Consider the following 20,299-nt stretch of genomic DNA (forward strand, 5'->3'; position numbering starts at 1 on the left):
GCGTCGTCGCTGCCAGGAGCCACTGGTTGGCACTCAGAGTTGAAAGAGCGTGAGCGGAAGGTGAGGGTAACGACCACAGCACGAGTGTCGTGCTGTAGTGATGGAGGCGGAGCCCCCAAGGAGGATCATGGCTCGAGCGGGCCAGAAGACCACGTCCACCGGGCGTAAGAGCACGGGCGGGCGTTCGTCGAGCGCGAAAACGACTCAACAGAAGTCCGCTGCCCGCCGCTCGCGCCCCGGCGACGATGTCGGAATCATCCCGATCCTGGCACGAGCTGTTCGTGAGGTCGAGAACGCGGTCGAGCGCGGCAAGGCATCGCCGGCGAACCGCACGAAGTTCCAGGTCATCGCGCTTCTCATGCGCGACGAGCGCGCCAGGGCGAAGGCCGACACGTCCATGACGGATGCCGAGCGCATCGAGCTCATGAAGCGGCTCGACGGCGTCGCCACGATCCTCGCCAAGACGGCGGCCAGGGACACGAGCCTCATCCAGCTGCTCGCGGAGGACGCCAAGGTCTCGGACGCGGCGAAGAAGCTCCGCAGGGACATGCTCATCGCCTCGGGGACGGAGCTGTCAGCCGATGAGCTCATCATCGTCAACGAGCCGGAGATCGTGCCGCCGTCCGTGGAGAAGCAGGTCGTGCCCCAGTCGGTCCGGCAGGCGCAGATGGCGAACCCCTTCCTCGCACCGGATCTCTCGGCCATCCAGCACAAGGCGGCGCCGCAGACCAATCGACTCGGCAACTGGGAACTCCTTCAGCCGCTGTTTCGCGCTTTCGAGTACGGCGCGGGCGGAGGGGCAGCCACGATGGACCTTCCGGAGGCCACCTCGCTGACCGTCCCGGGGAGCCCCGACCTCATGCGGCACCAGGCGCGGCTGCTCGCCGAGGTGAAGAAGGGCCACCGGACCTTCCTGGTTGCCGACGAGCCGGGACTCGGTAAGACGGCCGAAGCGCTCCTGGCCGCATCCGTCTCCCACTCCTACCCGTTCCTGGCCGTCGTCCCGAACGTCGTGAAGACGAACTGGGCCCGTGAGGTCGCGCTCTGGACACCGCAGCGAACGGCGACCGTGGTGCACGGAGACGGCAACGATGTGGATGCGTTCAGCGATGTCGTGATCGTCAACTATGAGGTCCTCGACCGCCACGTGGGGTGGCTCAGCCGGTTCGGGTTCAAGGGCATGGTGGTGGATGAGGCGCATTTCATCAAGAACCTCGGCTCGCAGCGTTCCCGGCACGTCCTCTCGCTCAGCAAGTCGATCCGCACCGCCCAGCCGAACGCCCTCATGATGGCGTTGACGGGAACGCCGCTCATCAACGACATCGATGACTTCCGGGCGATCTGGCAGTTCCTGGGCTGGATCGACGACAAGAAGCCGCTGCCCGCTCTCATGGCGAAACTCGAGGCCACGGGACTCACGCCGGCCGACCTGGGGTTCTTCGCCGAGGCTCGCAAGGCCGTGATCGACATGGGCATCGTGCGGCGACGGAAGATCGACGTCGCCGCCGACATCCCGGCCAGGCGCATCGCCGACCTGCCGATCGAGCTGGATGACGAGCTGGGTCGCGGAATCCGTGACGCGGAGGCTGCGCTGACCGCTCGCCTGCTGGAGAAGTACCGGAGGGTGCTCGCCGCGAAGCCGGACGGTTCGCAGGAGGACCTCATCCGCGTCGTCGCCCACGCAGAACTCGAGGAGTCGAAGGCTGCGAAGACCGGTGAGAACGTGTTCACCATGGTCCGGAAGATCGGCCAGGCGAAGGCAGTGCTCGCCGCCGATTACACGGTGCAGCTCGCCCGATCGGTGGGCAAGGTCGTCTTCTTCGCCAAGCACATCGACGTCATGGATGCCGCGGAGGAACACTTTGCGAAGCACGGTGTGCGATCGATCTCCATTCGCGGCGACCAGACGAGTGCGTTCCGGCAGAAGGAGATCGACGCCTTCGCGAACGATCCCGATGTCTCCGTGGCGGTGGCCTCACTGACGGCGGCCGGCGTCGGGCTCAATCTTCAAGTCGCGTCGAACGTCGTGCTCGCAGAGCTCTCGTGGACGAGCGCAGAGCAGACCCAGGCGATCGATCGTGTGCACCGTATCGGCCAGGCGGAACCGGTGACGGCGTGGCGCATCATCGCCGCACACACGATCGATGCGAAGATCGCCGAGCTCATCGACAGCAAGGCCGGCCTCGCAGCTCGGGCACTCGACGGGTCGGACGACGAGATCGTTGCGGAGTCGAACGTGCAGTTGGAGGCGCTCGCATCACTCCTGAGGGATGCGCTCGCCGAGACCTCCTGACCTCGCCGGGTTCACTTCTTCGTCATGAGCGTGAGCATGAGCCGCGAGTCGATGACGGCCTCAACTTCGTGACGGAGCGCGGCATCCAGGCGGAGCACGGCACCTGGCCGAAGCGCGATCTCCTGTTCGGCGGTTCTCACGACGAGCTCGCCGTCGAGCGCCTGCATGAGCAGCGGGAACGGCGCAGAATGCCCCGGGAGAATGTGGCCCGCCGCGAAGGAGAGAACGACGATTCGCACGTCAGGGTGCGCCAGGACGGTCGCGTGACCCATGCCTTCTGCCGGTAGAGGCGAGCCGGCCCGAACATCCTCGATGATGGAGATCGCTGCTGTGCCCTGGCCGTCATTCATGGTTCCACGCTAGCCGTGAATGCCGAGGAGTGAGATGGTGGAGTCATGTTGGTTCGAATAAAGAGGATTTACGAGGATCCAGCAGCTGACGACGGCTACCGCGTTCTGGTGGACCGGATCTGGCCCCGAGGCGTGAGCAAGGATCGGGCGAAGCTTGACGAGTGGTTGAAGGAGGCAGCGCCGTCGACGCAGCTGCGCACCTGGTTCCACCACGAGGAGCCGAAGTGGGACGAGTTCCAATCACGGTATCGGGCTGAGCTGGATGAGAACGAGGCGGTGGGGGATCTTCGGCGCATCCTGGCATCGCAGCCCGTGGTCACCCTGCTGTACAGCGCGCGGAACGAGGAGGAGAACCAGGCGGTCGTCCTGCGCGATTACCTCACCGAACATTCAACTATCTAGCGAGACTTTAGGGGTTGCCGCGGTGTGCGAAGTGCGCGATAGTTATTGAACCGAGGAGGTCAAACTCCAAGGTAACAGAAAGCCTCCAGAAGCTACTTGTAGCAGCCGGGGGCTTTCGCCTTTTAACCGGAATCTCCACCGCGGGTTCTGTACCCCGAGAGTCCGCACAAGTGCGGACACCCCAATGGGGGAGACCCTATCTGGGGGCAGAAGTCCCCCTTGTGCATCGCCTATCGTGGAACCACGCAAGACGGGGGACACCTGGAGGCGGTGGCAGGCTAAGGCCGGCAGCGAAGTTACGGGGGTAGATTCGCAGCCGACCAGCCTCAATATCCACCGCCTCCTCACCGTTTAACGGGGTCGGCTAGAGGAACGGCAGCGAGTATCCGTCGATGAGGGTCGGTGCAAACGTCCTGGCGGCGAACCACGCACCGACGAGCACGGCGGCGAGGACGATCCAGACCCACAACAGGGCCGAGTTGCGGCCGGTCTCTCGCCTGACCACGATGGTGCGAACGAGCAGGTAGACGGGCGCGGTGAGAATCGCCCAGGCCCAGTGGGCGGGATGGTTGTAGCCTGCCCAATCGAGTTTGCGGCGGTCGGCGACCGCAAGCAGAAGCGTGACGAGGTAGAGGACGACGACCACGCCGCCTGCGAGCATCCACCACTCGACGCCCTCTGGCACGTACCGGGGATAGTTCTCGGCGCCCTTGACGGCCCCGATCGCCAGGACCCCCGCGATGAGCGGCATGACGGCGATGAACCAGCCGGATACCGTGGCCTTGCGCGTCGCGGTGGAGCCGTAGAGTTCTTCAGGATCCGTCGCGACGGCGGCCGGCTCCTGTGCCCACGCGCTGGAAGCCGGCACCGCCATGGGCCCGGATGCCGCGGCGGGTTCCGCCTGGACCCCCGTCGAGGGCGCGGGGGAGGTCTGAGTAACCGGAGCGGTCGGGGCGGCGGCGGCCGCGGTCGTCGCAGGGGTTGCCGGACTGCCGGCGACCATCCAGTCGAAGGTCGGGGGAACGGCAGAGTCCGGGGCGGGCTGCTGCGGAGCGGACGCGTGGGCGGACAGAGGGCCTTCGGATTCGCCCTCGGTTCGCTTCCTCAGTTCACGCCGGGAGGGCAGTCCCGTTGCGTGCGTGGCATCGGGCTTCGATTCGCTGGTGGGTGGCGCGCTCGTTTCCGTCTGGGGCTCCTGCGCCGGCGGGAATGCCGGCAAGACCGTATCCGGTGTGGGCGGCGGGCCGAGCACCGGCTCGATGAGCGGCGGAACAGCGGGAGGATCATAGGCGGGCACCGTCTGCGGAATGGAGTCAGCGGCCTGCGGCGCGGAGTATGCGGCTGCCGCCGGTTCGGTAGCAGCGGGTTCGGCGATGACGGGTTCAGCGGCGACCGGCTCAGGCTTGACCGGCTCAGGCGCGACCGGCTCTGGTGCGACCGGCTCTGGTGCGACCGGCACAGGCGCGACCGGCTCAGGCGCGACCGGCACAGGAGTGACCGGCACAGCGGCGACCGGCACAGCGGCGACCGGCTCAACCTGCGCGGGCTCCGGCAGTGCTGGCGCCGGCGCATCCGCGACGGGTGGGTGGACGGAGTCGGTCCAGTTCTGCCCGTCCCACCATCGGAGTTCTGAGCTCTTATAGGGGTCGGGATACCAGCCAGCGGGTACCGGCGCTGCCTGGTCTGGTGCCATGAGTAAAGTTCCTCTCCACTGATTCGGGCTCAGTCGGAATGCCCTGATTCTATTCAGGCAACGCGGATTCCGCGCCCCCCAAGGCTGGGGTGTCGCGATCACATGCTATCGATCGCGACGTTCTCGGCGTGTGAGGATCTCAGCGCGTCAGCAGCTCCGCGCGCTCCGGATGCTCATCGAACCACTGGCCCACATACCAGCACATGGGCAGGATGCGATAGCTGGTCGTGGCCTCCACATCGTTGACCGCGAACTCGACGATTTCGCCTGCGAGGCCCTGGCCCCTGCGGTGCGGATCGGTGAAGGTGTGGGTGAAGGAGATCGAGTTGCCGTTCACCCGATAGTCGACCGCGCTCGCCAGCTCACCATCGATATGCAGTGAGTAACGGTTGGCGTCAACATCGTGGGTGAGGGTCTTGTCCATACTTCGAGCCTACTCATGGGCCTGAGAATATGCGGAGTCGGAGGAGGGCCGTACGATCGTGGCGTGATGTCCGAGTTCCCGGATCTGCTGCTTCCGGATTCCGCAGCATGGCGCAGCTGGCTCGAAGCCCACCATGCGACGAGCCCCGGCGTCCGACTCGTGCTCTCGAGGAAGGGCGGCACCGTGACGCGCCTGTTCTACGCGGACGCCCTCGATGAGGCACTGTGTTTCGGGTGGATCGACGCGCAGGCCAGGCGCCGCGACGAGGAGACGACCTACCAGCGCTTCCAGCCGAGGGGAGCGCGCAGCATCTGGTCCGCACGGAACGTCGGCCACATCGAGCGGCTCGAAGCGGCGGGGCTCCTGCGGCCGGCCGGTCGGGCGGCGGTGGAGGCCGCGAAGGCCGACGGCCGATGGGAGCGGGCCTATGCTGGGCCTGCGACCGCCCAGGCACCGGAGGACCTGCTGGAGGCGATCGCCGCAGTCCCCGAAGCGCAGGAGATGTATGACGTCCTCACCTCCCAGAACCGTTTCGCGCTCTACTTCAGACTGAGCCAGGTCGGCAGCCGAGATGCGCGGGACCGCCGCATCCGCGCGTTCGTGGAGAAGCTCGCCCGCCACGAGACACCGTACCCTCAGAAGCGGATGCCGGGCGCACCGTGACTCGGGAGACGGTCACGCGGCGGGAAGCGCTCGCTCGATCGCCTCGATGATCTCCGGCGCATCCGGTTGAACGCCCGGGCGGAATCGCTGGACCGCGCCATCCGGACTGATCAGGAACTTCTCGAAGTTCCACTCGACCTTGCCTGCGGCGCCACGGGCGTCCCTGGTCTGGGTGAGCTTCTGGAAGAGCGGATGCTGGTGGCGTCCGTTGACGTGCACCTTGTCGAACATGGGGAAGGTCACACCGTACGTTCCGGAGCAGAACTCCTTGATGTCCGCGGCGCTCCCCGGTTCCTGGAACATGAACTGGTTGCAGGGGAAGCCGAGCACGGTGAACCCTCGGTCGCTGTATTGCTCGTAGAGCTTTTCGAGCCCTGCATACTGCGGAGTGTTGCCGCACCTGGACGCGACGTTGACGACCATGACCGCCTTGCCGGCGTATTCGCCGAAGGTCGTCGCGTTGCCGTCGATCGTCGTGAGGGGTATGTCGTTGAGGTCCAGCTCGGGGGAGTCCATGTCTCCAGCGTAGGTCGCGCCGGCTGGTTTCGCTGAGCGGGGGAGTCGCCCATTATGCCCGGTCACCGGCCCGCAGCGTACCCCTGCATTCCCCGCGGATTAGCGGCGGCGTAGAGACCGCCGTCCTGCTCCGCGCCGACCGTCGACAGGCGGCCGAGCGTCCAGTCGCCCGCGCGGGTCACCACATGCCCTCGCCGCCCGAGGCCGTCGATGACGTCGGCTCCGAGGCGGTCCTCGACGACGGCGCCACCCGGCTCCCAGGTGCGCGGCCAGAAGGAGTCCGGCATGGATGTCGTGTGCAGCGTCGGGGCGTCGATCGCCTCCTGGGGGGAGTAGCCGCCGACGATCGTGCGCAGGAGGTACGGGAGCTGCCACTGGTCCTGCTGGTCGCCGCCTGGGGAGCCCAGTGTCGCAACGCTTCTGCCGTCCTTCAGGAGGAGCGTGGGGGTGAGCGTCGTGCGGGGACGGGAACCGGGTGTCAGCGATGCGGGGGCGTCGGGAACGAGCCAGGTCATCTGAAGGCGCGTTCCCAGGCAGAAACCGAGTCCGGGGATGGCGGGCGAGGACTGCAGCCACCCACCGGACGGCGTCACGGAGACGATGTTTCCCCACCGGTCGATGACATCCAGGTGGCAGGTGTCGCCCTTCGTGTCGCCGGAAGGATCGACGGTCGGCTCCCCGACATAGCGTTGGCCGGCGGCAGCGACGATGGGAGCGTCGCCCGCCTCCCGCAGTTCCGGAACGAACGGCTCATGTCCGGGGATCACCCCCGGGCGGAACTCCCGTGAGGCATCCTCCCCGATGAGCGACCGCCGATGGGCCGTGTATCCGGTCGACAGGAGCTGCTCGAGGGGGACGACCTTCGCATCCCCGTAATAGGCTTCGCGGTCCGCGAGCGCGAGCTTCTCGGCTTCCAGGATGGTGTGGGCGCCGAGCTCGGTCGACGGGTCGAGATGTGAGTCGTCGAATCCGTCGAGGATGCCGAGCATCTGCAGCAGCGCTGGACCCTGGCCCCACGGGCCGGCCTTCGCGACGGTGGTCCCGCGGAAGTCGAGCGTCACGGCACTCTCGTAACCCGCCTGGAACCCGCTCAGGTCGTCTGCCGTGAGCACTCCGGTGTGGTCGCCGCCGGTCGAGTGCCTGTGCGGAGTCCGCACGAACGCATCGATCGCCTGCGCCACGAAGCCCTCTCGCCACTCTGCGCGCGCCGCATCGATTCGATTCTCCCGGGAAGACCCGGGCGCTGCCGCAAGCCGTGCGAACGTGCTCGCGAGCGCCGGGTTCCGGAACCGGGTTCCACCGGTCGGGACCCGCCCGCCCGGCAACCAGAGCTCTGCCGACGTCGGCCAGTGCTCGATGAAGAGCCCGGAGACCCGTTCGATGGTCGTCACGACGCGATCGAGGAGCGGATGGCCGTCCCGCGCATATCCGATGGCGAATGCCAGGATGTCGGCGAGCTCCCACGTTCCGTGGTCTCGAAGCAGGATCAGCCACGCGTCAACCGCCCCGGGGATGGCAGCGGCGAGCGCTCCGGCGCCGGGCACGAGAGTGAGACCCTCGCCCCGGTAGTATTCGACCGTCGCCGCAGCAGGAGCCGGGCCCTGGCCCATCAGGACGACCGGTGTGCCGGGATCCTCCGCCGTCGCGAAGAGTCCGACAAGATCCCCGCCCGGCCCGTTAAGGTGCGGTTCGACGACGTGGAGCACGAAACCGCAGGCCACAGCGGCGTCGAATGCGTTTCCGCCGCGTTCCAGGACCGCCTGGGCGGATGCTGTCGCGAGCCAGTGCGTCGACGCCGTCATCCCGAAGGATCCCCGCAGCGTCGGGCGCGTCGTGAACGGGGCGGGAGCGGTGAAGGTCACAGTTCCACACGTTACCGCGCGATCGGCGGAAGCGCTCGATGAGCGCTACATCGCCCCCAGCATGGAGGCGAAGAAGACGAAGAGCCAGCTGAACGCGAGTACGGCGACAGCGGGGACGAACGAGCAGATCAGATAGACGACGAGTGGTGCCCACCCGTGTCCGACCGTGCGGCTCACGTGAACGCCCCGGACGATGAGGTAGACGAGCGGGCTGAGCAGCATCCACCATGCGGACGCCGCTGCGGGGTGAAGGGAATTCAACATGACCTTGTGATCGTGAATCGCAAGCGCGATGGCGATCACGAAGACGATGACGCTCGTCATGACGATGAGGAACGACGAATACAGGTTGCCGAGACCGATGGCCAGTCCGAGGACGACGATCGTGACCCACAACGGCATGGTCGCGATGGCCCACACCGAACCGGTGTACGCGCGCGTCGGGTGGAACTGGACCGTGGCCTTGACCCCCATCGACACAAATCCCTGTGTGTCGTGACGGCGGTTGAGCGGACGGTACGGGTCGATGGGCGGCAGCGTCGCATCCGTGCGGATCGGCACGGGCGAGAAATAGCGGTTGCCCTGGTGCGGGGTGGCCGGATGGCGCGGTCGGGTCTCTGAGGTCCACTGGCTCCCATCCCACCACCGGGCCTGAGTGTCATCGGTGGGGTCCGGATACCAGCCAGCGATGATGACGGTATTCGCCGTATCGATTGACATGATTCCCCCTGAGAGCAGCGCACAAGCCCTTCGCTCGTGAAACTTTCCCACTTACGACGCTAGTGGCTTCCCGAGTGTCGTACACGCCCCACTTTGCGGGTCGTATCGGCCTCGAGACCGACCTCGATGGCGATACGAAGTCCTGCGGAGACGGTGACGGTCGGCAGGTCCGCGCGATCCGGGACATGGATGAACCCCGCTGGGAGGCCGGTGCCGGCGAGAGCGTGTAGGAGTCCGTACATGAGATCGTTGCAGACATATGCGCCGGCACTGAGCGAGACGGTGGCCGGTACGCCTGCCCCGTTCATGCGCGCCACCATCTCGGCGACAGGCAGCCGGGTGAAGTGCGCGTCGGGGCCGCCCGCGACGACGGGTTCATCGATGGGCTGCCTGCCGGCATTGTCGGGGATGCGGGCATCCCGGAGGTTGATCGCGACGCGCTCGGGCGTGACGAGTGTTCGACCTCCTGCGACCCCGGTAGCGATGACGAGGTCGGGGGAGTGTTGATCGATCAAGGCGATGAGTTCCTCAATCGCGCGACCGAACTCGACGGGGAGACACGCCGTCACGAGGATGTCCTCCGTCGCCCACTCCCGTGCGACGAGTTGCACGGCATCCCACGAACTGTTGTGGTCGTCTCCGCCGAACGGATCGAAGCCGGTGAGAAGGACTGTGGTCATGGCGCCATGCTAGTCGCGCGTAACGTTGATACTGCAGCCCAGGGTGCTGCAGCAGAGAGGTCGCATGTCGGAGTGTATTCACGGGCTGGAGACGGACCGGTGCGACGTCTGCGCGCCGCGCGACACCGGATCCTCCGCACGAAACTCGCCACGGTCTGTCACCGTTCGCACCCGACCGGCCAGGAAACCGGCTCCCATCGCTTCGTCGGCGCCCGTCGCGGTCGACCCCGGCGCGCGGCGCATCTTCCACCTGACCCACGTACGGAACCTTCCTGGCATCCTCGCCGAGGGCAGAGTGCTCTCCGAAGCCGCCGGGGCCACGCCCGTTGTCGACATCTCGGCCCCGGACAACCGGGAACTCCGCCGTGAGGTGACCATCGGCGCGGCCGCCGTGTCCTCGTTCGTCCCGTTCTTCCTCGTACCGGATGCGCGGCTCTGGGAGGGCATTCGGGCGGGAGAGTCCGACTATCGACTGGACGACGCCGTCCGAAGGTCGCCGGCATCCGACTTCGTGCTGCTCGTCAGCACTGCGGGAGCGGTCGGAAGCGGTTCGGTCATCGCGGATGGCGATGCCGCCGACCCGACGACCCGATTCGTTCCCCTCTCCGAACTCGACGGCCGAATGCCCCGAAGACTGTATGACGAGGAGGACGCGCTCAGGGTTGCGGAGTTCCTCGTCCCGGACCACGTCGAGTTCTCCGACGTGAACCTCGTAGGTGTGGCGAACGACAAGGTGAGGGCGGTGGTTCGCGAGCAACTCGCTTCGCGCGGTTTCGTGCAGAAGGTCTCGGTTTATCCGCCGTGGTTCCAGCGACCGTGACCGTCCTGCCGCTACTCGGGGTTGCCGAGCTGTCGCTCGACGAAGGCCACCAGATCGGCCAGTTCCTCCTGGCTGACCGTGTGGGCCATCGGGTAGCGATGCGCCTCGAGGTCCGTGTGCCCTGACAGCCAATCGCCTGTGACTTCGACAGCGGCGCGAGTGATCACCGCGTCATCGTCGCCGCGCCCCCAGAACACCGGGATCCGTGGTGACCTGGCCGCAACGATTTCGTCCCCCGGGTGCGGCGCATTGGCGATGAATCCGCTCAGCTGGATGACGTAGTCGAAGCGGTCCGGTGCGTGTCGTACGAGCTGGAGTGCCGTGCAGCCGCCCTGGGAGAAGCCCATGAGCCCCACGACGTTCGGGGCCGGATCGAGTCCGTCGAGCCAGTCCAGTACCGCGAGTACGGACGAGTCGAGAACCGACGTGTCGCTTCCGGGGGACTGAAGTCCGGGCGGAAACCAGGCGTAACCGCCTCCGTACTCCAGCGGTGCGCGCAAGGACGCGACCGCGATTCCGGATGGCAGGAAGCGGTTGAGACCGAAGAGGTCGCCCTCCTGGCTTCCCAGTCCGTGCATCATCACGAGGAGCGGCAGGCCATCGCGCTCCTGCGGAGGAATGTTCCACAGGACCGAATGCGGATCGATCTCCACTATTGCGCCGCCAGCACGCTCGGACCCCAGGAGGAGATCGGTGCCACCGGTGTGGCGAAATCGGTGTTGATCGTCTTCCAGGCCTGCAGCCGGGGGGCGACCCAGAACAGGTAGATGCCGAGCGTGATGATCGACAGGAGCAACCAGAGGATCCAGTGCCCGAACAGTCCCGACGCTGTCCCCTTGAAGACGAGTTGCTGGCCGTCGATGAACGTGTGCTTGCAGCGCCACCGCTCGATCAGGACGATGGCGAAGGGGTAACAGATCCCCAGCGTGATCACGGTGATGAGGACGCCGAGGATCGCGGTGCCCACGTAGGTGGCAGCGCCTCCGTCGAAGCTGAATCGAGTTGCTTTGGGCATACCTTTCTGTTTAGCGGCACGGGGCGAGCGGATTCGAGTCCCACAACTGGTTACGTCCGCATGGGGGCGACCGTGATTTTGACCCTTGAACTGGGACGTGAAACTGATATGCAGGTGACCTAGTGTCAACGGTAAGAGATCTCGCCGAGCCCGAATCGGCGACTCCATGGGGGAGCTGCTCGGCAACGGGCGCGTCGAGGTGTCGACAATAGCGCGCTGTCGCGTTGGCGCGGCTTACCCGTCGCAGTGTGGAGCAGGATCATGGAACAGAACCCGTCACAACCCGGAACCGTCACAGCGGATGTCGGAACGCTGCCCCCTGTCGACGTGGCTCAGGCCGACTGGCCGAGCCACTCGCTGCTGCGGCGCGCGCGTCTGAACATCATGGGCGACGGCCTGGAGTGGCCGCACGCGACCTATGAGCAGCTGCCGTTCCTCCGGGAGATCACGCTCGTCGTCGACGACGGCGTCCTGTGTGCGCGCCTGTCCGCCCAGTTCAACTTCGACCGCTTCGTGGACGCCGCGACCGAGGACAACGGTCCTGCACAGCCACTCGGTCATGTTCCTGACCGTCAGCGTTTCTACACGAGGGTCACGGACAACGGATTCCATGTCGTCGGAGTCTTCAGCGCAGCGACGATCGGGGGCCGTCGGCGCTACTTCCAATGGCTCACGGGCGCCTGGGTGGAGATCGGACTGAACGGGTTCCTCTACGTGCGCGACGATCTCGATACCCACTTCTCCGAGATCAGCGGAGCACAGCTCGATGAGACTCAGCCGGGTGCCACGACGACGACCATGACTCCGGATGAGGAGTGGACGATGGAGACCGTCCAGAGTCAGTTCGTGGGAGAACCGTTCGTCGAGAGCGCTCCCCAGCCTCTCCCGCCACCCGCCGCGACCGCCGAACCACTCGCCACGCAGGCGCCCGCGCCGGTCACGGCGCCCACTCCGCCGATCGCCGAGGCTCCTGTCGCGGAGCCTGATGCAGAACCGGCCCCGGTTCCGGCGCAGCAGTTCGAGGCGCCGCAGCCGGAGGCGGCACAGCCCGACTTCGCCCTGGCCGCCATCCAGCGCAGCATCGCCGTCGCCCTTGCGACGGTGGCGCACCGCTCGGACATCGACCTGGCGGGTGCAGCGACGATCGACCACGTCGCGAGGGTCGCCGAGAGCTTCGACCCGACCATGGAGTCCGTGCGACACTGTGCGGCCTGGCTGCACGATGTCCTCGAGCGCAGTGATCTCGCAGAGCACGACCTGCTCGAGGCCGGCATCCTGCCGCACATCGTCGAGATCGTGTCACTGCTCACGCGACGTGACGGCGTCGACGATGCGAGCCGACTCGCAGCCATCGGTGCCCATCCGGATGCTCGCGCGGTCAAGCTCGCATCGCTCGCCGACAACGCTGCGCCGTGGCGGCTCCGTCGACTCGACGCAGCGGTTCGCGCCGGAATCGAGAGCGCGTACGCCGAGGCGATCGCGGCACTGGGAGCGCAGGTCTAGCTCGCGATCGGGGTTCCCGCCCAGTCGGTGAGGGTCCAGCCTTCGGCCACGGACCCCTCCAGGGTGACGACGCCCGTATTGTCCAGGTTGTTCTCCGCGCCGAAGGCGGGCAGCACGTTTCGCGCGCGATTCGCCGCCCAGACGCGGATGGCTGCACCGTGGCTGAAGACGGCTGCGACGTCGACGCCGGCACTCGCGATGGTGGCGACATCCGCGTCGAACCGGCCGAAGAACTCGTTGCCGTCGGATCCGCCGGGGAGCGCGGCATCCAGGTCGCCGAGTCCCCACGCATAGAGCGTCTCCAGGTACCGGCGGATCGACTCTCTGTCGCTGCGTGCCTCGAGCTCGCCCGCACCGATCTCGTGCAGCCCGCTGAGGACCTCGACCTCCAGTCGGCGTGCCGCGGACAGCGGTGCGGCCGTCAACTGGGTGCGCACGAGCGTCGATGCGTAGAGCGCCGCGACTCCGGCATCGGAAAGCGAGGTCGCGAGGGCTTCCGCCTGCGTCCGGCCGAGTTCCGTGAGGCCGGGTCCCGGATGCGCCGTGTCGAGCTGACCGAGCACATTTCCTGGGGTCTGTCCGTGCCTGATGAGGAGAAGTCGCACCAATCAGTCTCCCGTGCGCCTTGTCATGCCCTCATCCTAGGCCGGTACCCAATACAGTGAGATCGTTCCTCACCACCACACCATCGAACGCGAAGGAGCCGACCATTCCCACTCGAGACGACACACCGCAGCCCGACGGCAGCGCCGCCACCGCCACGACCGATCGTAAAGACGGCTGGGCCCAGCACAATCCGGTGAAACGAGGAAGCGGGGGGACGTTCCGAGAACGCTTCGACTCGTTCTTCGAGATCACATTCCGAGGGTCGACCGTCAGCCGTGAGGTTCGCGGTGGACTCGTGACGTTCATGACCATGGCGTATATCGTCATCCTGAACCCTCTCATCCTGGGCGGCGTCGCGGATGTCGCTGGCGGTTCGCTCGACGGCGTGAAGGTCGCTGCCGTCACCGGGCTCACCGCAGGGGTCATGACGATCCTGTTCGGCCTCGTCGCGAATCTTCCCTTCGGCATCGCGGCAGGCCTCGGGATCAACTCCTTCCTCGCCGTGAGCGTCGTCGGCCAGGTGACCTGGGCGGAGGCCATGGGACTCGTCGTCATCAACGGCGTGATCATCGTCATCCTGTCCGCCACGAAATTGCGGGAGCTCATCTTCAAGGCCGTTCCTGCGCAGCTGAAGATAGCGATCACGGTCGGCATCGGCCTGTTCATCGCGTTCATCGGGCTCGTCGACGCAGGGTTCGTGCGCTCGAGCGGTGCTGCGAGCCCGCCGGTGCAACTGGGCGATGGCGGGTCGATCACGACCATCCCGACCCTCACGTTCATCCTCGGCCTGCTCATCATGGGCGTGCTCATGGCGCGCAAGGTCAAGGGGGCGCTGCTCATCGGCATCCTCGGCACGACGGTCATCGCCATCATCCTCGAGGCGATCTTCAAGCTCGGCCCATCGTTCGCGGACGGCAAGCCGAACCCGGCCGGATGGAACCTCAACGTTCCGCGGTTGCCGGACGCGATCGTGTCCGTGCCCGATTTCGGGCTCGTCGGCGCGTTCAACTTCGACGCGTTCGCACGCATCGGCTGGCTCGCGGGGATCATGCTCGTGTTCACCCTCGTCTTCACCAACTTCTTCGACGCCGTGGGCACGCTCACCGGGCTCACGAAGGAGGCCGGACTCGCCGACAAGGAAGGCAACTTCCCGAGGCTCAAGTCCGCGCTCGTCGTCGAGGGCATCGGGGCCGTCGCAGGCGGTGCGACCTCGAGTTCGTCCAACACCATCTACATCGACTCCGCAGCCGGAGTCGGTGAGGGTGCGCGGACGGGGCTTGCGAGTGTCGTCACCGGCATCCTCTTCCTGTGCGCGATGTTCCTGACTCCGCTGACACAGGTCGTTCCCCTCGAGGTGGCCGGCGCCGCGCTCGTCGTCGTGGGCGTGCTCATGGTCTCCCAGATCAAGGATGTGAACTGGAGCGAGTTCTCGATCGGGCTCCCCGTCTTCCTCACGATCGTCGTCATGCCGCTGACGTATTCGATCGCCAACGGGATCGGCGTCGGATTCATCTCCTGGGTGGTCGTGCGCACGCTCGCGGGAAAGGCGAAGGGCATCTCGCCGCTGCTCTGGATCGTTGCAGCCGGGTTCCTCGTGTACTTCGCACGCGGGCCCATCGAACTGCTGTTCGGGGGCTGATCCCGAACCCCACAACAAATCGCGCCGTGACGGGCTTCGGGACCGTCACGGCGCGATGTCTGTGTGTTCAGACCTGCTGGTCCGAGGCCTAGCCCATCGTGTAGATGCCCCAGTCATCGACTCGCCAGTCGACCCAGCCATTGACGCGCTGGAGGCTGACGACGATGTCGTACGGGGCCCCGTCGCCCGCGTGGGCTCCTGAGCACTCGAAGGTCTGGCCGATGAGCACGGGAGGCAGGGCAGGGCAGGTCACGTCCAGCTTCGCGCCGATGACGGCCGCATCCGCGACGATCGACTGCTCCGCCTGTGCGGCGAATACGGTCGGAATGGTCGAGATGAGCAGGCCAGGGACCGCCACGATCGCGCCGATCTGGAGAAGTCCGAGTGCGAACCACACGAGCACCGGCCCGAATCCGCCGCCGGACTCCCGGATGGCGGCGATCGCGCGCACCACGAGGTAGACGGGCGCGGTGAGCAGGGCCCACAGCCAGTGGGCAGTGACTTCGTGACCCGTCTTCTTCAGGTTGTGACGGTCGAGAACCGCCAGCCCGACGACGATGGGGTAGGGGAGCAGCCAGATGGCCGCCATGACCCCCGAGGCCTCTGCGGTGCCGAACGCCGTCAGCATCAGAAGGCTCAGGACGAGCTGGATGAGGGGGATGAGCGCGATCATCCACACCGCGCCGTTGTTCGTCGACTTGGAGTGCGGTGCCGTCTGGGCCTTCAGGTAGGCCTGGTACTGCGGGTCGTTGATGGGGTCTACCCGGGGCGCCCAATCGAAGGTCTGCTGCGCCTGCTGGGTCTGGTGGGTCGGCTGAGAGGCGAATCCTGCGAAGACCGGCTCCTCGACGGGGGACTCCGGGACGAACGGTTCCCCGGAGAAATGGTCGCCGGTCGTCTTCGGGAACGACTCGGCGAACGGGTCCTGAAGCGATGCGGCGCGTGTTGCGGACATCGGGTCCGGGGTGATCGTCTCATTGACGTGCGACGTGGCACTCACGTACGACTCGAACGGAGACGGTTCTGGAACATCCGTCTGCACGTCGGCCTTCGACGGCGGCTCGAGCTGCAGGAGCGTCAACGCGGTCGGGGCCGCGATGTCGTTGCCGTCGCGGCGCTCGCGCTCGCGGCGCTCACGCCTCGTGAGCAGGTCCTGCTCGCTCTGGTTCATCGGCTCGCTGTCGAACTCGTCCTCCGGCCAGGCGTAGGTGGTCTCCTGCATGACCATGGGCGCCCGCGCTTCAGCGGTCTGGTGCGTCCACGCCGTGCTGTCCCACCAGCGAAGCTGCGGAAGGCCAAGCGGGTCCGGATACCATCCGGCCGGCGCGCCATAAAAACTATTGTCGTCCAAGGATCGACCCCCGAAATCACGTCAACTTGGTTACCTACGAAGCTTAGAGTGCCGTCGCGGTGTTGAGAACATCTAATAATCCCCCAAAGCAGGGGGTCATGGGATACCGATCCGGCAACGACTTTGCGGTGCTTCAGGTGGCACCATTCCCCTGTCGCGTTGACGGCATCGGATGCGGCAACCCGCCCCATGTTGACCATGGCAAAGCGGAATGAAAGACTCGACCGCAGTGGACATCTCACTTATGGTCGCGCTGGTCGTCGTGCTGGCTCTGTTCTTCGATTTCACGAACGGATTCCATGACACGGCCAACGCGATGGCTACCCCCATCGCCACCGGCGCGCTGAAGCCGAGGGTCGCTGTGACGATCGCTGCGATCCTCAACCTCGTCGGGGCGTTCCTCAGCACGGAGGTCGCGCGCACGATCTCCGGCGGGCTCATCCGGGAGGGCGATGGCGGCATCCAGATCACGCCGACCATGATCTTCGCCGGCCTCATCGGCGCGATCATGTGGAACCTCGCGACCTGGCTCCTCGGCCTGCCTTCCAGTTCGTCCCACGCGCTGTTCGGCGGCCTCATCGGCGCGGTCGTCGTCGGCGCCGGGTTCGGTGCGATCGACCCCGGCGTACTGCTCAGCAAGATCGTTCTCCCCGCGGTCATCGCCCCATTCATCGCCGCGGGGATCGCCTACGTCGCCACGAAGATCGCGTATCGCGTCACGCGGGGTCCCCACGCCCACGCCGCCCGGGGACGATTCCGGATGGGCCAGGTGTTCACGTCGAGCCTCGTCTCCCTGGCCCACGGCACGAACGACGCCCAGAAGACCATGGGGGTCATCACCCTCACCCTCATCGCCGCAGGGTTTCAGGCAACCGGAACCGGTCCGGAGTTCTGGGTGATCTCCGTGTGCGCACTCGCCATCGCACTCGGAACCTACGTCGGAGGATGGCGGATCATCCGCACGGTCGGAACCGGCATCACGGACGTGTCCCCTGCGCAGGGTTTCGCCGCCGAGGCGTCGACGACGGCGACGATCCTCGCGAGCACCCACCTCGGCTTTGCGCTGTCGACGACCCAGGTGGCCAGCGGATCGATCATCGGCGCCGGCCTCGGACGGAACCACCGGTCGGTGCGGTGGCGCGTCGCCGGGCGGATCGGTGTCGCCTGGCTCGTGACGCTTCCCTGCGCTGCAGCCATGGCCGCGATCGCCGAACTCGTCGCTCGGCTCGGCCCGTGGGGGGTGGCCGCAGACGCGCTCGCCGGCGCGACGGTCATCGTGTTCATGTTCCGCCGCTCGCGCAGGAACCCGGTCAACCACACGAATGTGACGGGCGAGATCCCGGTCGTCCACCACACGCCGAGCGTTGTCATGCCGAAGGCGCCACCGAGCATCGCGAGCGCAAAGCCGCCGAAGACGCCGGCAGTGAACACCGAGATCCGGGGCAGGGACGCCTCATGATCGAGTGGGAGTCGTTCATCCTCGTCGCGGTCGTGTCTCTCGTCGCCGCGAGCGTCATCGTCACGATCGCCTCCTTCGGCATCCGGCTCTTCGAGAACGCGACCCATGCGCGCGCGGCCGAGCCCGGCGCAGGAAGGATCGGGATGGGCATGGCCCGCGTGCTGTTCGGGGTCTGCGCGGTACTCGTCCTCTTCGGCGTGTACCTGATCGTCCCCGCGTTCCACTGAACTCGGCGGCGTCCCGCACGAAGGTAGAGTGAAAGCATCCATCATCGAAGGAGATCATCGGATGTCTGAAGCGCCCAACGCGTTGCCCGTCGACCAGCCGGAGGGCCCGACAAGAACCGAAAGCGACTCTGTCGGTTCACTCGACATTCCCGCAGATGCCTACTGGGGCATCCACACCGCGCGAGCGAGGGAGAACTTCCCGATCACCCGCCGGCCGATCTCCGTCTACCCGGATCTCATCCGTGCTCTCGCGATGGTCAAGCAGGCCGCAGCGCGCGCGAACAAGGAACTCGGCACACTGAGTGCTGCGAAGGCGGACCTCATCGACCGCGTCTGCCAGGAGATCGTCGATGGCGCGCTCCACGACCAGTTCATGGTCGGTGTCATTCAGGGCGGTGCCGGAACCTCGACGAACATGAACACGAACGAGGTGATCGCGAACCGCTGCCTCGAGATCCTCGGGAAACCGTTCGGCGGCTACGTCGACATGCATCCGATCGATGACGTCAACCGCAGCCAGTCCACGAACGACGTGTACCCGACCGCCATCAAACTCGCGATGGTCCTGAGCCTGCAGCGCCTGCTCGCCGAGCACGTCAAGCTCACCGAGGCTTTCGCGCGCAAGGGCACCGAGTTCGCACACGTGCTGAAGGTCGGGCGCACCCAGCTCCAGGATGCCGTGCCGATGACCCTGGGCCAGGAGTTCAACGGGTTCGCCCACACGATCACAGAAGACTACGACCGCCTGAACGAGACCATTCCTTGGCTCAATGAGATCAACATGGGCGCGACGGCGATCGGCACCGGGATCACGGCCGATCCGAGGTATGCGGATGCCGTCCGCAGGCATCTCGTCGAGATCACCGGCATCGACATGGTCACCTCGCCGGACCTCATCGAGGCGACGAGCGACGCCGGCATCTTCATGACCCTGAGCGGTCACCTGAAGCGCGCTGCGGTCAAGCTCTCCAAGATCTGCAATGACCTCCGGTTGCTCTCCAGCGGCCCCCAGGCCGGCATCGGCGAGATCAACCTGCCGATCAGGCAGGCCGGGTCGTCGATCATGCCGGGGAAGGTCAATCCGGTCATCCCGGAGGTCGTCAACCAGGTCGCGTTCAGCATCATCGGTGCGGATGCGACGGTGACGGCGGCGGCGGAGGCCGGCCAACTGCAGCTCAACGCCTTCGAGCCGGTGATCGCGCACAGCATCCTGCAGTCCCTCGCGTGGATGACGAACGCGTGCTACACGCTTCGCATCCACTGCATCGACGGGATCACCGCGAACACGTCGCGGCTCGCGGCCCAGGTCGAGTCGTCCGTGGGGGTCGTGACCGCGCTGACCCCGTACATCGGGTATGCGGCGTCCGCGACGCTCGCCCACACGGCGCTCACGACGAACGCGTCGATTGCCGAACTCGTCGTCGACGCCGGACTCATGAAGGCCGAGGACGTGGCGCGCGTTCTGTCTCCCGAGCGGCTCAGCGGGCTCATGCCGGTGACCGGGGTCATCGACATCGTCGCGGAGGCGCCCGCGGCGCAGTAGCTGGGCGTCACGCCTGGTTGTCGTCCGAATCGTCGACGTCCAGCGCACCGTCGCGGGCGGTTCCCGCGGCAGTGATGACACCGTTCACGACGTCCTCGCCGCGATCGACCACGCGGTCCTTGACATTCCTGGCCGTCTTCGACACAGCGGCCGAGGCATCCTGGGCGGCCTTCGCGACCTTCTTCGAGGTCTCCTTCGCCTTCCTGGAAGCCTTGCGCGACGTCGTTGCGACCGTGTCGGCCACATCGCTCGCGAGTTCGGCGGCCTGCGCTGCGACGTCCTGTGCGCCGGCCACAGCCGCTTTTGCGCCCTGGACGACCTTCTCCTGGACGACGGGAGCTGCGTCTTTGAAGAAGTCCTGCGTCTCGGTCACGATCTTCTGGACGCGCGGATCCTCCCAGGCGTCCGTGGCCTTCGCCTTGATCTGTTCGTACCTCGGCCGTCCGGCGCGGGCACCGAGGACATATCCGACACCGAGGCCGACGATGAACAACAGTTTCAATCGCATGCCCTCAACGGTACTTGCTCTGCCT

21 protein-coding genes are annotated in these 20,299 nt (G+C 66.4%); 9 read left to right on the top strand and 12 right to left on the bottom strand.

The window, feature by feature from the left end; all coding sequences use genetic code 11:
• The first annotated feature begins 127 nt into the window (after nt 1-127).
• Nucleotides 128-2,293: a DEAD/DEAH box helicase gene (locus BKA04_RS11755; RefSeq protein ID WP_104094555.1), complete on the top strand. Its 2,166-nt coding sequence runs from the start codon at nt 128-130 to the stop codon at nt 2,291-2,293.
• A gap of 11 nt (nt 2,294-2,304) precedes the next feature.
• On the opposite strand, the gene BKA04_RS11760 is transcribed toward BKA04_RS11755, so the two are convergent.
• Entirely contained in the window at nt 2,305-2,643 is a 339-nt protein-coding gene (locus tag BKA04_RS11760) for a cupin domain-containing protein (protein WP_104094556.1), read from the bottom strand.
• 45 nt (nt 2,644-2,688) lie between these two features.
• Here BKA04_RS11760 and BKA04_RS11765 point away from each other — a divergent pair, with 45 nt between their 5' ends.
• Nucleotides 2,689-3,045 carry a DUF488 domain-containing protein gene (locus tag BKA04_RS11765; RefSeq protein WP_104094557.1) on the top strand — a complete coding sequence of 119 codons (357 nt, stop codon included), beginning with the start codon at nt 2,689-2,691 and terminating at the stop codon, nt 3,043-3,045.
• A 364-nt stretch (nt 3,046-3,409) separates the two neighbouring features.
• Here BKA04_RS11765 and BKA04_RS12105 read toward each other — a convergent pair whose 3' ends face one another.
• Nucleotides 3,410-4,738, bottom strand: a complete 1,329-nt coding sequence (locus BKA04_RS12105; RefSeq protein WP_104094558.1) for a DUF2510 domain-containing protein — start codon at nt 4,736-4,738, stop codon at nt 3,410-3,412.
• Nucleotides 4,739-4,877: 139 nt separating this feature from the next.
• Nucleotides 4,878-5,162 (bottom strand): GNAT family N-acetyltransferase, encoded by a 285-nt coding sequence (locus BKA04_RS11775; RefSeq protein ID WP_104094559.1) that lies wholly within the window; start codon nt 5,160-5,162, stop codon nt 4,878-4,880.
• 63 nt (nt 5,163-5,225) lie between these two features.
• On the opposite strand from BKA04_RS11775, the gene BKA04_RS11780 reads away from it, so the two are divergent.
• A complete protein-coding gene (locus tag BKA04_RS11780; protein WP_408646418.1) occupies nt 5,226-5,825 on the top strand; it encodes a YdeI/OmpD-associated family protein in 600 nt (199 codons plus the stop codon).
• A gap of 12 nt (nt 5,826-5,837) precedes the next feature.
• Here BKA04_RS11780 and BKA04_RS11785 read toward each other — a convergent pair whose 3' ends face one another.
• The 4 genes from BKA04_RS11785 to pcp all read right to left on the bottom strand — a co-directional run bounded on the left by BKA04_RS11785 (nt 5,838) and on the right by pcp (nt 9,603).
• Nucleotides 5,838-6,341, bottom strand: a complete 504-nt coding sequence (locus BKA04_RS11785) for a glutathione peroxidase (RefSeq protein WP_104094561.1) — start codon at nt 6,339-6,341, stop codon at nt 5,838-5,840.
• Nucleotides 6,342-6,403: 62 nt separating this feature from the next.
• Nucleotides 6,404-8,203: a gamma-glutamyltransferase family protein gene (locus BKA04_RS11790; protein ID WP_104094562.1), complete on the bottom strand. Its 1,800-nt coding sequence runs from the start codon at nt 8,201-8,203 to the stop codon at nt 6,404-6,406.
• Between the two features lie 45 nt (nt 8,204-8,248).
• Nucleotides 8,249-8,923 carry a DUF2510 domain-containing protein gene (locus tag BKA04_RS11795; RefSeq protein WP_104094563.1) on the bottom strand — a complete coding sequence of 225 codons (675 nt, stop codon included), beginning with the start codon at nt 8,921-8,923 and terminating at the stop codon, nt 8,249-8,251.
• Nucleotides 8,924-8,982: 59 nt separating this feature from the next.
• On the bottom strand, nt 8,983-9,603 hold the full coding sequence (gene pcp, locus BKA04_RS11800) for a pyroglutamyl-peptidase I (protein WP_104094564.1): 621 nt from the start codon (nt 9,601-9,603) through the stop codon (nt 8,983-8,985).
• Between the two features lie 64 nt (nt 9,604-9,667).
• On the opposite strand from pcp, the gene BKA04_RS11805 reads away from it, so the two are divergent.
• A complete protein-coding gene (locus BKA04_RS11805; RefSeq protein WP_104094565.1) occupies nt 9,668-10,423 on the top strand; it encodes a DarT ssDNA thymidine ADP-ribosyltransferase family protein in 756 nt (251 codons plus the stop codon).
• Between the two features lie 11 nt (nt 10,424-10,434).
• Here the strand turns inward: BKA04_RS11805 and BKA04_RS11810 are convergent, their stop codons facing one another.
• Nucleotides 10,435-11,076 carry an alpha/beta hydrolase gene (locus BKA04_RS11810; RefSeq protein WP_232841902.1) on the bottom strand — a complete coding sequence of 214 codons (642 nt, stop codon included), beginning with the start codon at nt 11,074-11,076 and terminating at the stop codon, nt 10,435-10,437.
• The gene (locus tag BKA04_RS11815; protein WP_104094566.1) at nt 11,076-11,438 is read right to left on the bottom strand and encodes a DUF898 family protein; all 363 of its coding nucleotides are present in this window, start codon (nt 11,436-11,438) and stop codon (nt 11,076-11,078) included. The genes BKA04_RS11810 and BKA04_RS11815 overlap by 1 nt, the downstream gene beginning before the upstream one ends.
• Nucleotides 11,439-11,699: 261 nt before the next feature.
• On the opposite strand from BKA04_RS11815, the gene BKA04_RS11820 reads away from it, so the two are divergent.
• Nucleotides 11,700-12,941, top strand: a complete 1,242-nt coding sequence (locus BKA04_RS11820) for a hypothetical protein (RefSeq protein WP_104094567.1) — start codon at nt 11,700-11,702, stop codon at nt 12,939-12,941.
• On the opposite strand, the gene BKA04_RS11825 is transcribed toward BKA04_RS11820, so the two are convergent.
• Nucleotides 12,938-13,546: a histidine phosphatase family protein gene (locus BKA04_RS11825; RefSeq protein WP_104094568.1), complete on the bottom strand. Its 609-nt coding sequence runs from the start codon at nt 13,544-13,546 to the stop codon at nt 12,938-12,940. The genes BKA04_RS11820 and BKA04_RS11825 overlap by 4 nt on opposite strands.
• A 194-nt stretch (nt 13,547-13,740) precedes the next feature.
• Here BKA04_RS11825 and BKA04_RS11830 point away from each other — a divergent pair, with 194 nt between their 5' ends.
• Complete coding sequence (locus BKA04_RS11830) at nt 13,741-15,186, top strand: NCS2 family permease (RefSeq protein WP_232842050.1); 1,446 nt, start codon at nt 13,741-13,743, stop codon at nt 15,184-15,186.
• Between the two features lie 88 nt (nt 15,187-15,274).
• Here the strand turns inward: BKA04_RS11830 and BKA04_RS11835 are convergent, their stop codons facing one another.
• Complete coding sequence (locus BKA04_RS11835; RefSeq protein WP_104094569.1) at nt 15,275-16,537, bottom strand: DUF2510 domain-containing protein; 1,263 nt, start codon at nt 16,535-16,537, stop codon at nt 15,275-15,277.
• Between the two features lie 229 nt (nt 16,538-16,766).
• On the opposite strand from BKA04_RS11835, the gene BKA04_RS11840 reads away from it, so the two are divergent.
• From BKA04_RS11840 to BKA04_RS11850, 3 genes are all read left to right on the top strand, one after another.
• A complete protein-coding gene (locus BKA04_RS11840; protein ID WP_104096527.1) occupies nt 16,767-17,996 on the top strand; it encodes an inorganic phosphate transporter in 1,230 nt (409 codons plus the stop codon).
• The gene (locus tag BKA04_RS11845) at nt 17,993-18,223 is read left to right on the top strand and encodes a hypothetical protein (RefSeq protein ID WP_104094570.1); all 231 of its coding nucleotides are present in this window, start codon (nt 17,993-17,995) and stop codon (nt 18,221-18,223) included. The genes BKA04_RS11840 and BKA04_RS11845 overlap by 4 nt, the downstream gene beginning before the upstream one ends.
• Before the next feature lie 61 nt (nt 18,224-18,284).
• Nucleotides 18,285-19,766 (top strand): aspartate ammonia-lyase, encoded by a 1,482-nt coding sequence (locus BKA04_RS11850; protein WP_104096528.1) that lies wholly within the window; start codon nt 18,285-18,287, stop codon nt 19,764-19,766.
• Nucleotides 19,767-19,773: 7 nt separating this feature from the next.
• Here the strand turns inward: BKA04_RS11850 and BKA04_RS11855 are convergent, their stop codons facing one another.
• Nucleotides 19,774-20,274 carry a hypothetical protein gene (locus BKA04_RS11855; RefSeq protein WP_104094571.1) on the bottom strand — a complete coding sequence of 167 codons (501 nt, stop codon included), beginning with the start codon at nt 20,272-20,274 and terminating at the stop codon, nt 19,774-19,776.
• Between the last annotated feature and the right edge of the window lie 25 nt (nt 20,275-20,299).

The organism is Terrimesophilobacter mesophilus (assembly GCF_014200375.1).
Taxonomy (GTDB): domain Bacteria; phylum Actinomycetota; class Actinomycetes; order Actinomycetales; family Microbacteriaceae; genus Terrimesophilobacter; species Terrimesophilobacter mesophilus.

What these genes read in the sequence shown, in the direction of transcription:
- BKA04_RS11820 (WP_104094567.1), top strand. Translation starts at nt 11,700, where the DNA reads ATGGAACAGAACCCGTCACAACCCGGAACCGTCACAGCGGATGTCGGA.
- BKA04_RS11855 (WP_104094571.1), bottom strand. Translation starts at nt 20,274, where the DNA reads ATGCGATTGAAACTGTTGTTCATCGTCGGCCTCGGTGTCGGATATGTC.
- pcp (WP_104094564.1), bottom strand. Translation starts at nt 9,603, where the DNA reads ATGACCACAGTCCTTCTCACCGGCTTCGATCCGTTCGGCGGAGACGAC.
- BKA04_RS11755 (WP_104094555.1), top strand. Translation starts at nt 128, where the DNA reads ATGGCTCGAGCGGGCCAGAAGACCACGTCCACCGGGCGTAAGAGCACG.
- BKA04_RS11785 (WP_104094561.1), bottom strand. Translation starts at nt 6,341, where the DNA reads ATGGACTCCCCCGAGCTGGACCTCAACGACATACCCCTCACGACGATC.
- BKA04_RS11845 (WP_104094570.1), top strand. Translation starts at nt 17,993, where the DNA reads ATGATCGAGTGGGAGTCGTTCATCCTCGTCGCGGTCGTGTCTCTCGTC.
- BKA04_RS11850 (WP_104096528.1), top strand. Translation starts at nt 18,285, where the DNA reads ATGTCTGAAGCGCCCAACGCGTTGCCCGTCGACCAGCCGGAGGGCCCG.
- BKA04_RS11765 (WP_104094557.1), top strand. Translation starts at nt 2,689, where the DNA reads ATGTTGGTTCGAATAAAGAGGATTTACGAGGATCCAGCAGCTGACGAC.
- BKA04_RS12105 (WP_104094558.1), bottom strand. Translation starts at nt 4,738, where the DNA reads ATGGCACCAGACCAGGCAGCGCCGGTACCCGCTGGCTGGTATCCCGAC.
- BKA04_RS11815 (WP_104094566.1), bottom strand. Translation starts at nt 11,438, where the DNA reads ATGCCCAAAGCAACTCGATTCAGCTTCGACGGAGGCGCTGCCACCTAC.
- BKA04_RS11775 (WP_104094559.1), bottom strand. Translation starts at nt 5,162, where the DNA reads ATGGACAAGACCCTCACCCACGATGTTGACGCCAACCGTTACTCACTG.
- BKA04_RS11760 (WP_104094556.1), bottom strand. Translation starts at nt 2,643, where the DNA reads ATGAATGACGGCCAGGGCACAGCAGCGATCTCCATCATCGAGGATGTT.
- BKA04_RS11805 (WP_104094565.1), top strand. Translation starts at nt 9,668, where the DNA reads ATGTCGGAGTGTATTCACGGGCTGGAGACGGACCGGTGCGACGTCTGC.
- BKA04_RS11795 (WP_104094563.1), bottom strand. Translation starts at nt 8,923, where the DNA reads ATGTCAATCGATACGGCGAATACCGTCATCATCGCTGGCTGGTATCCG.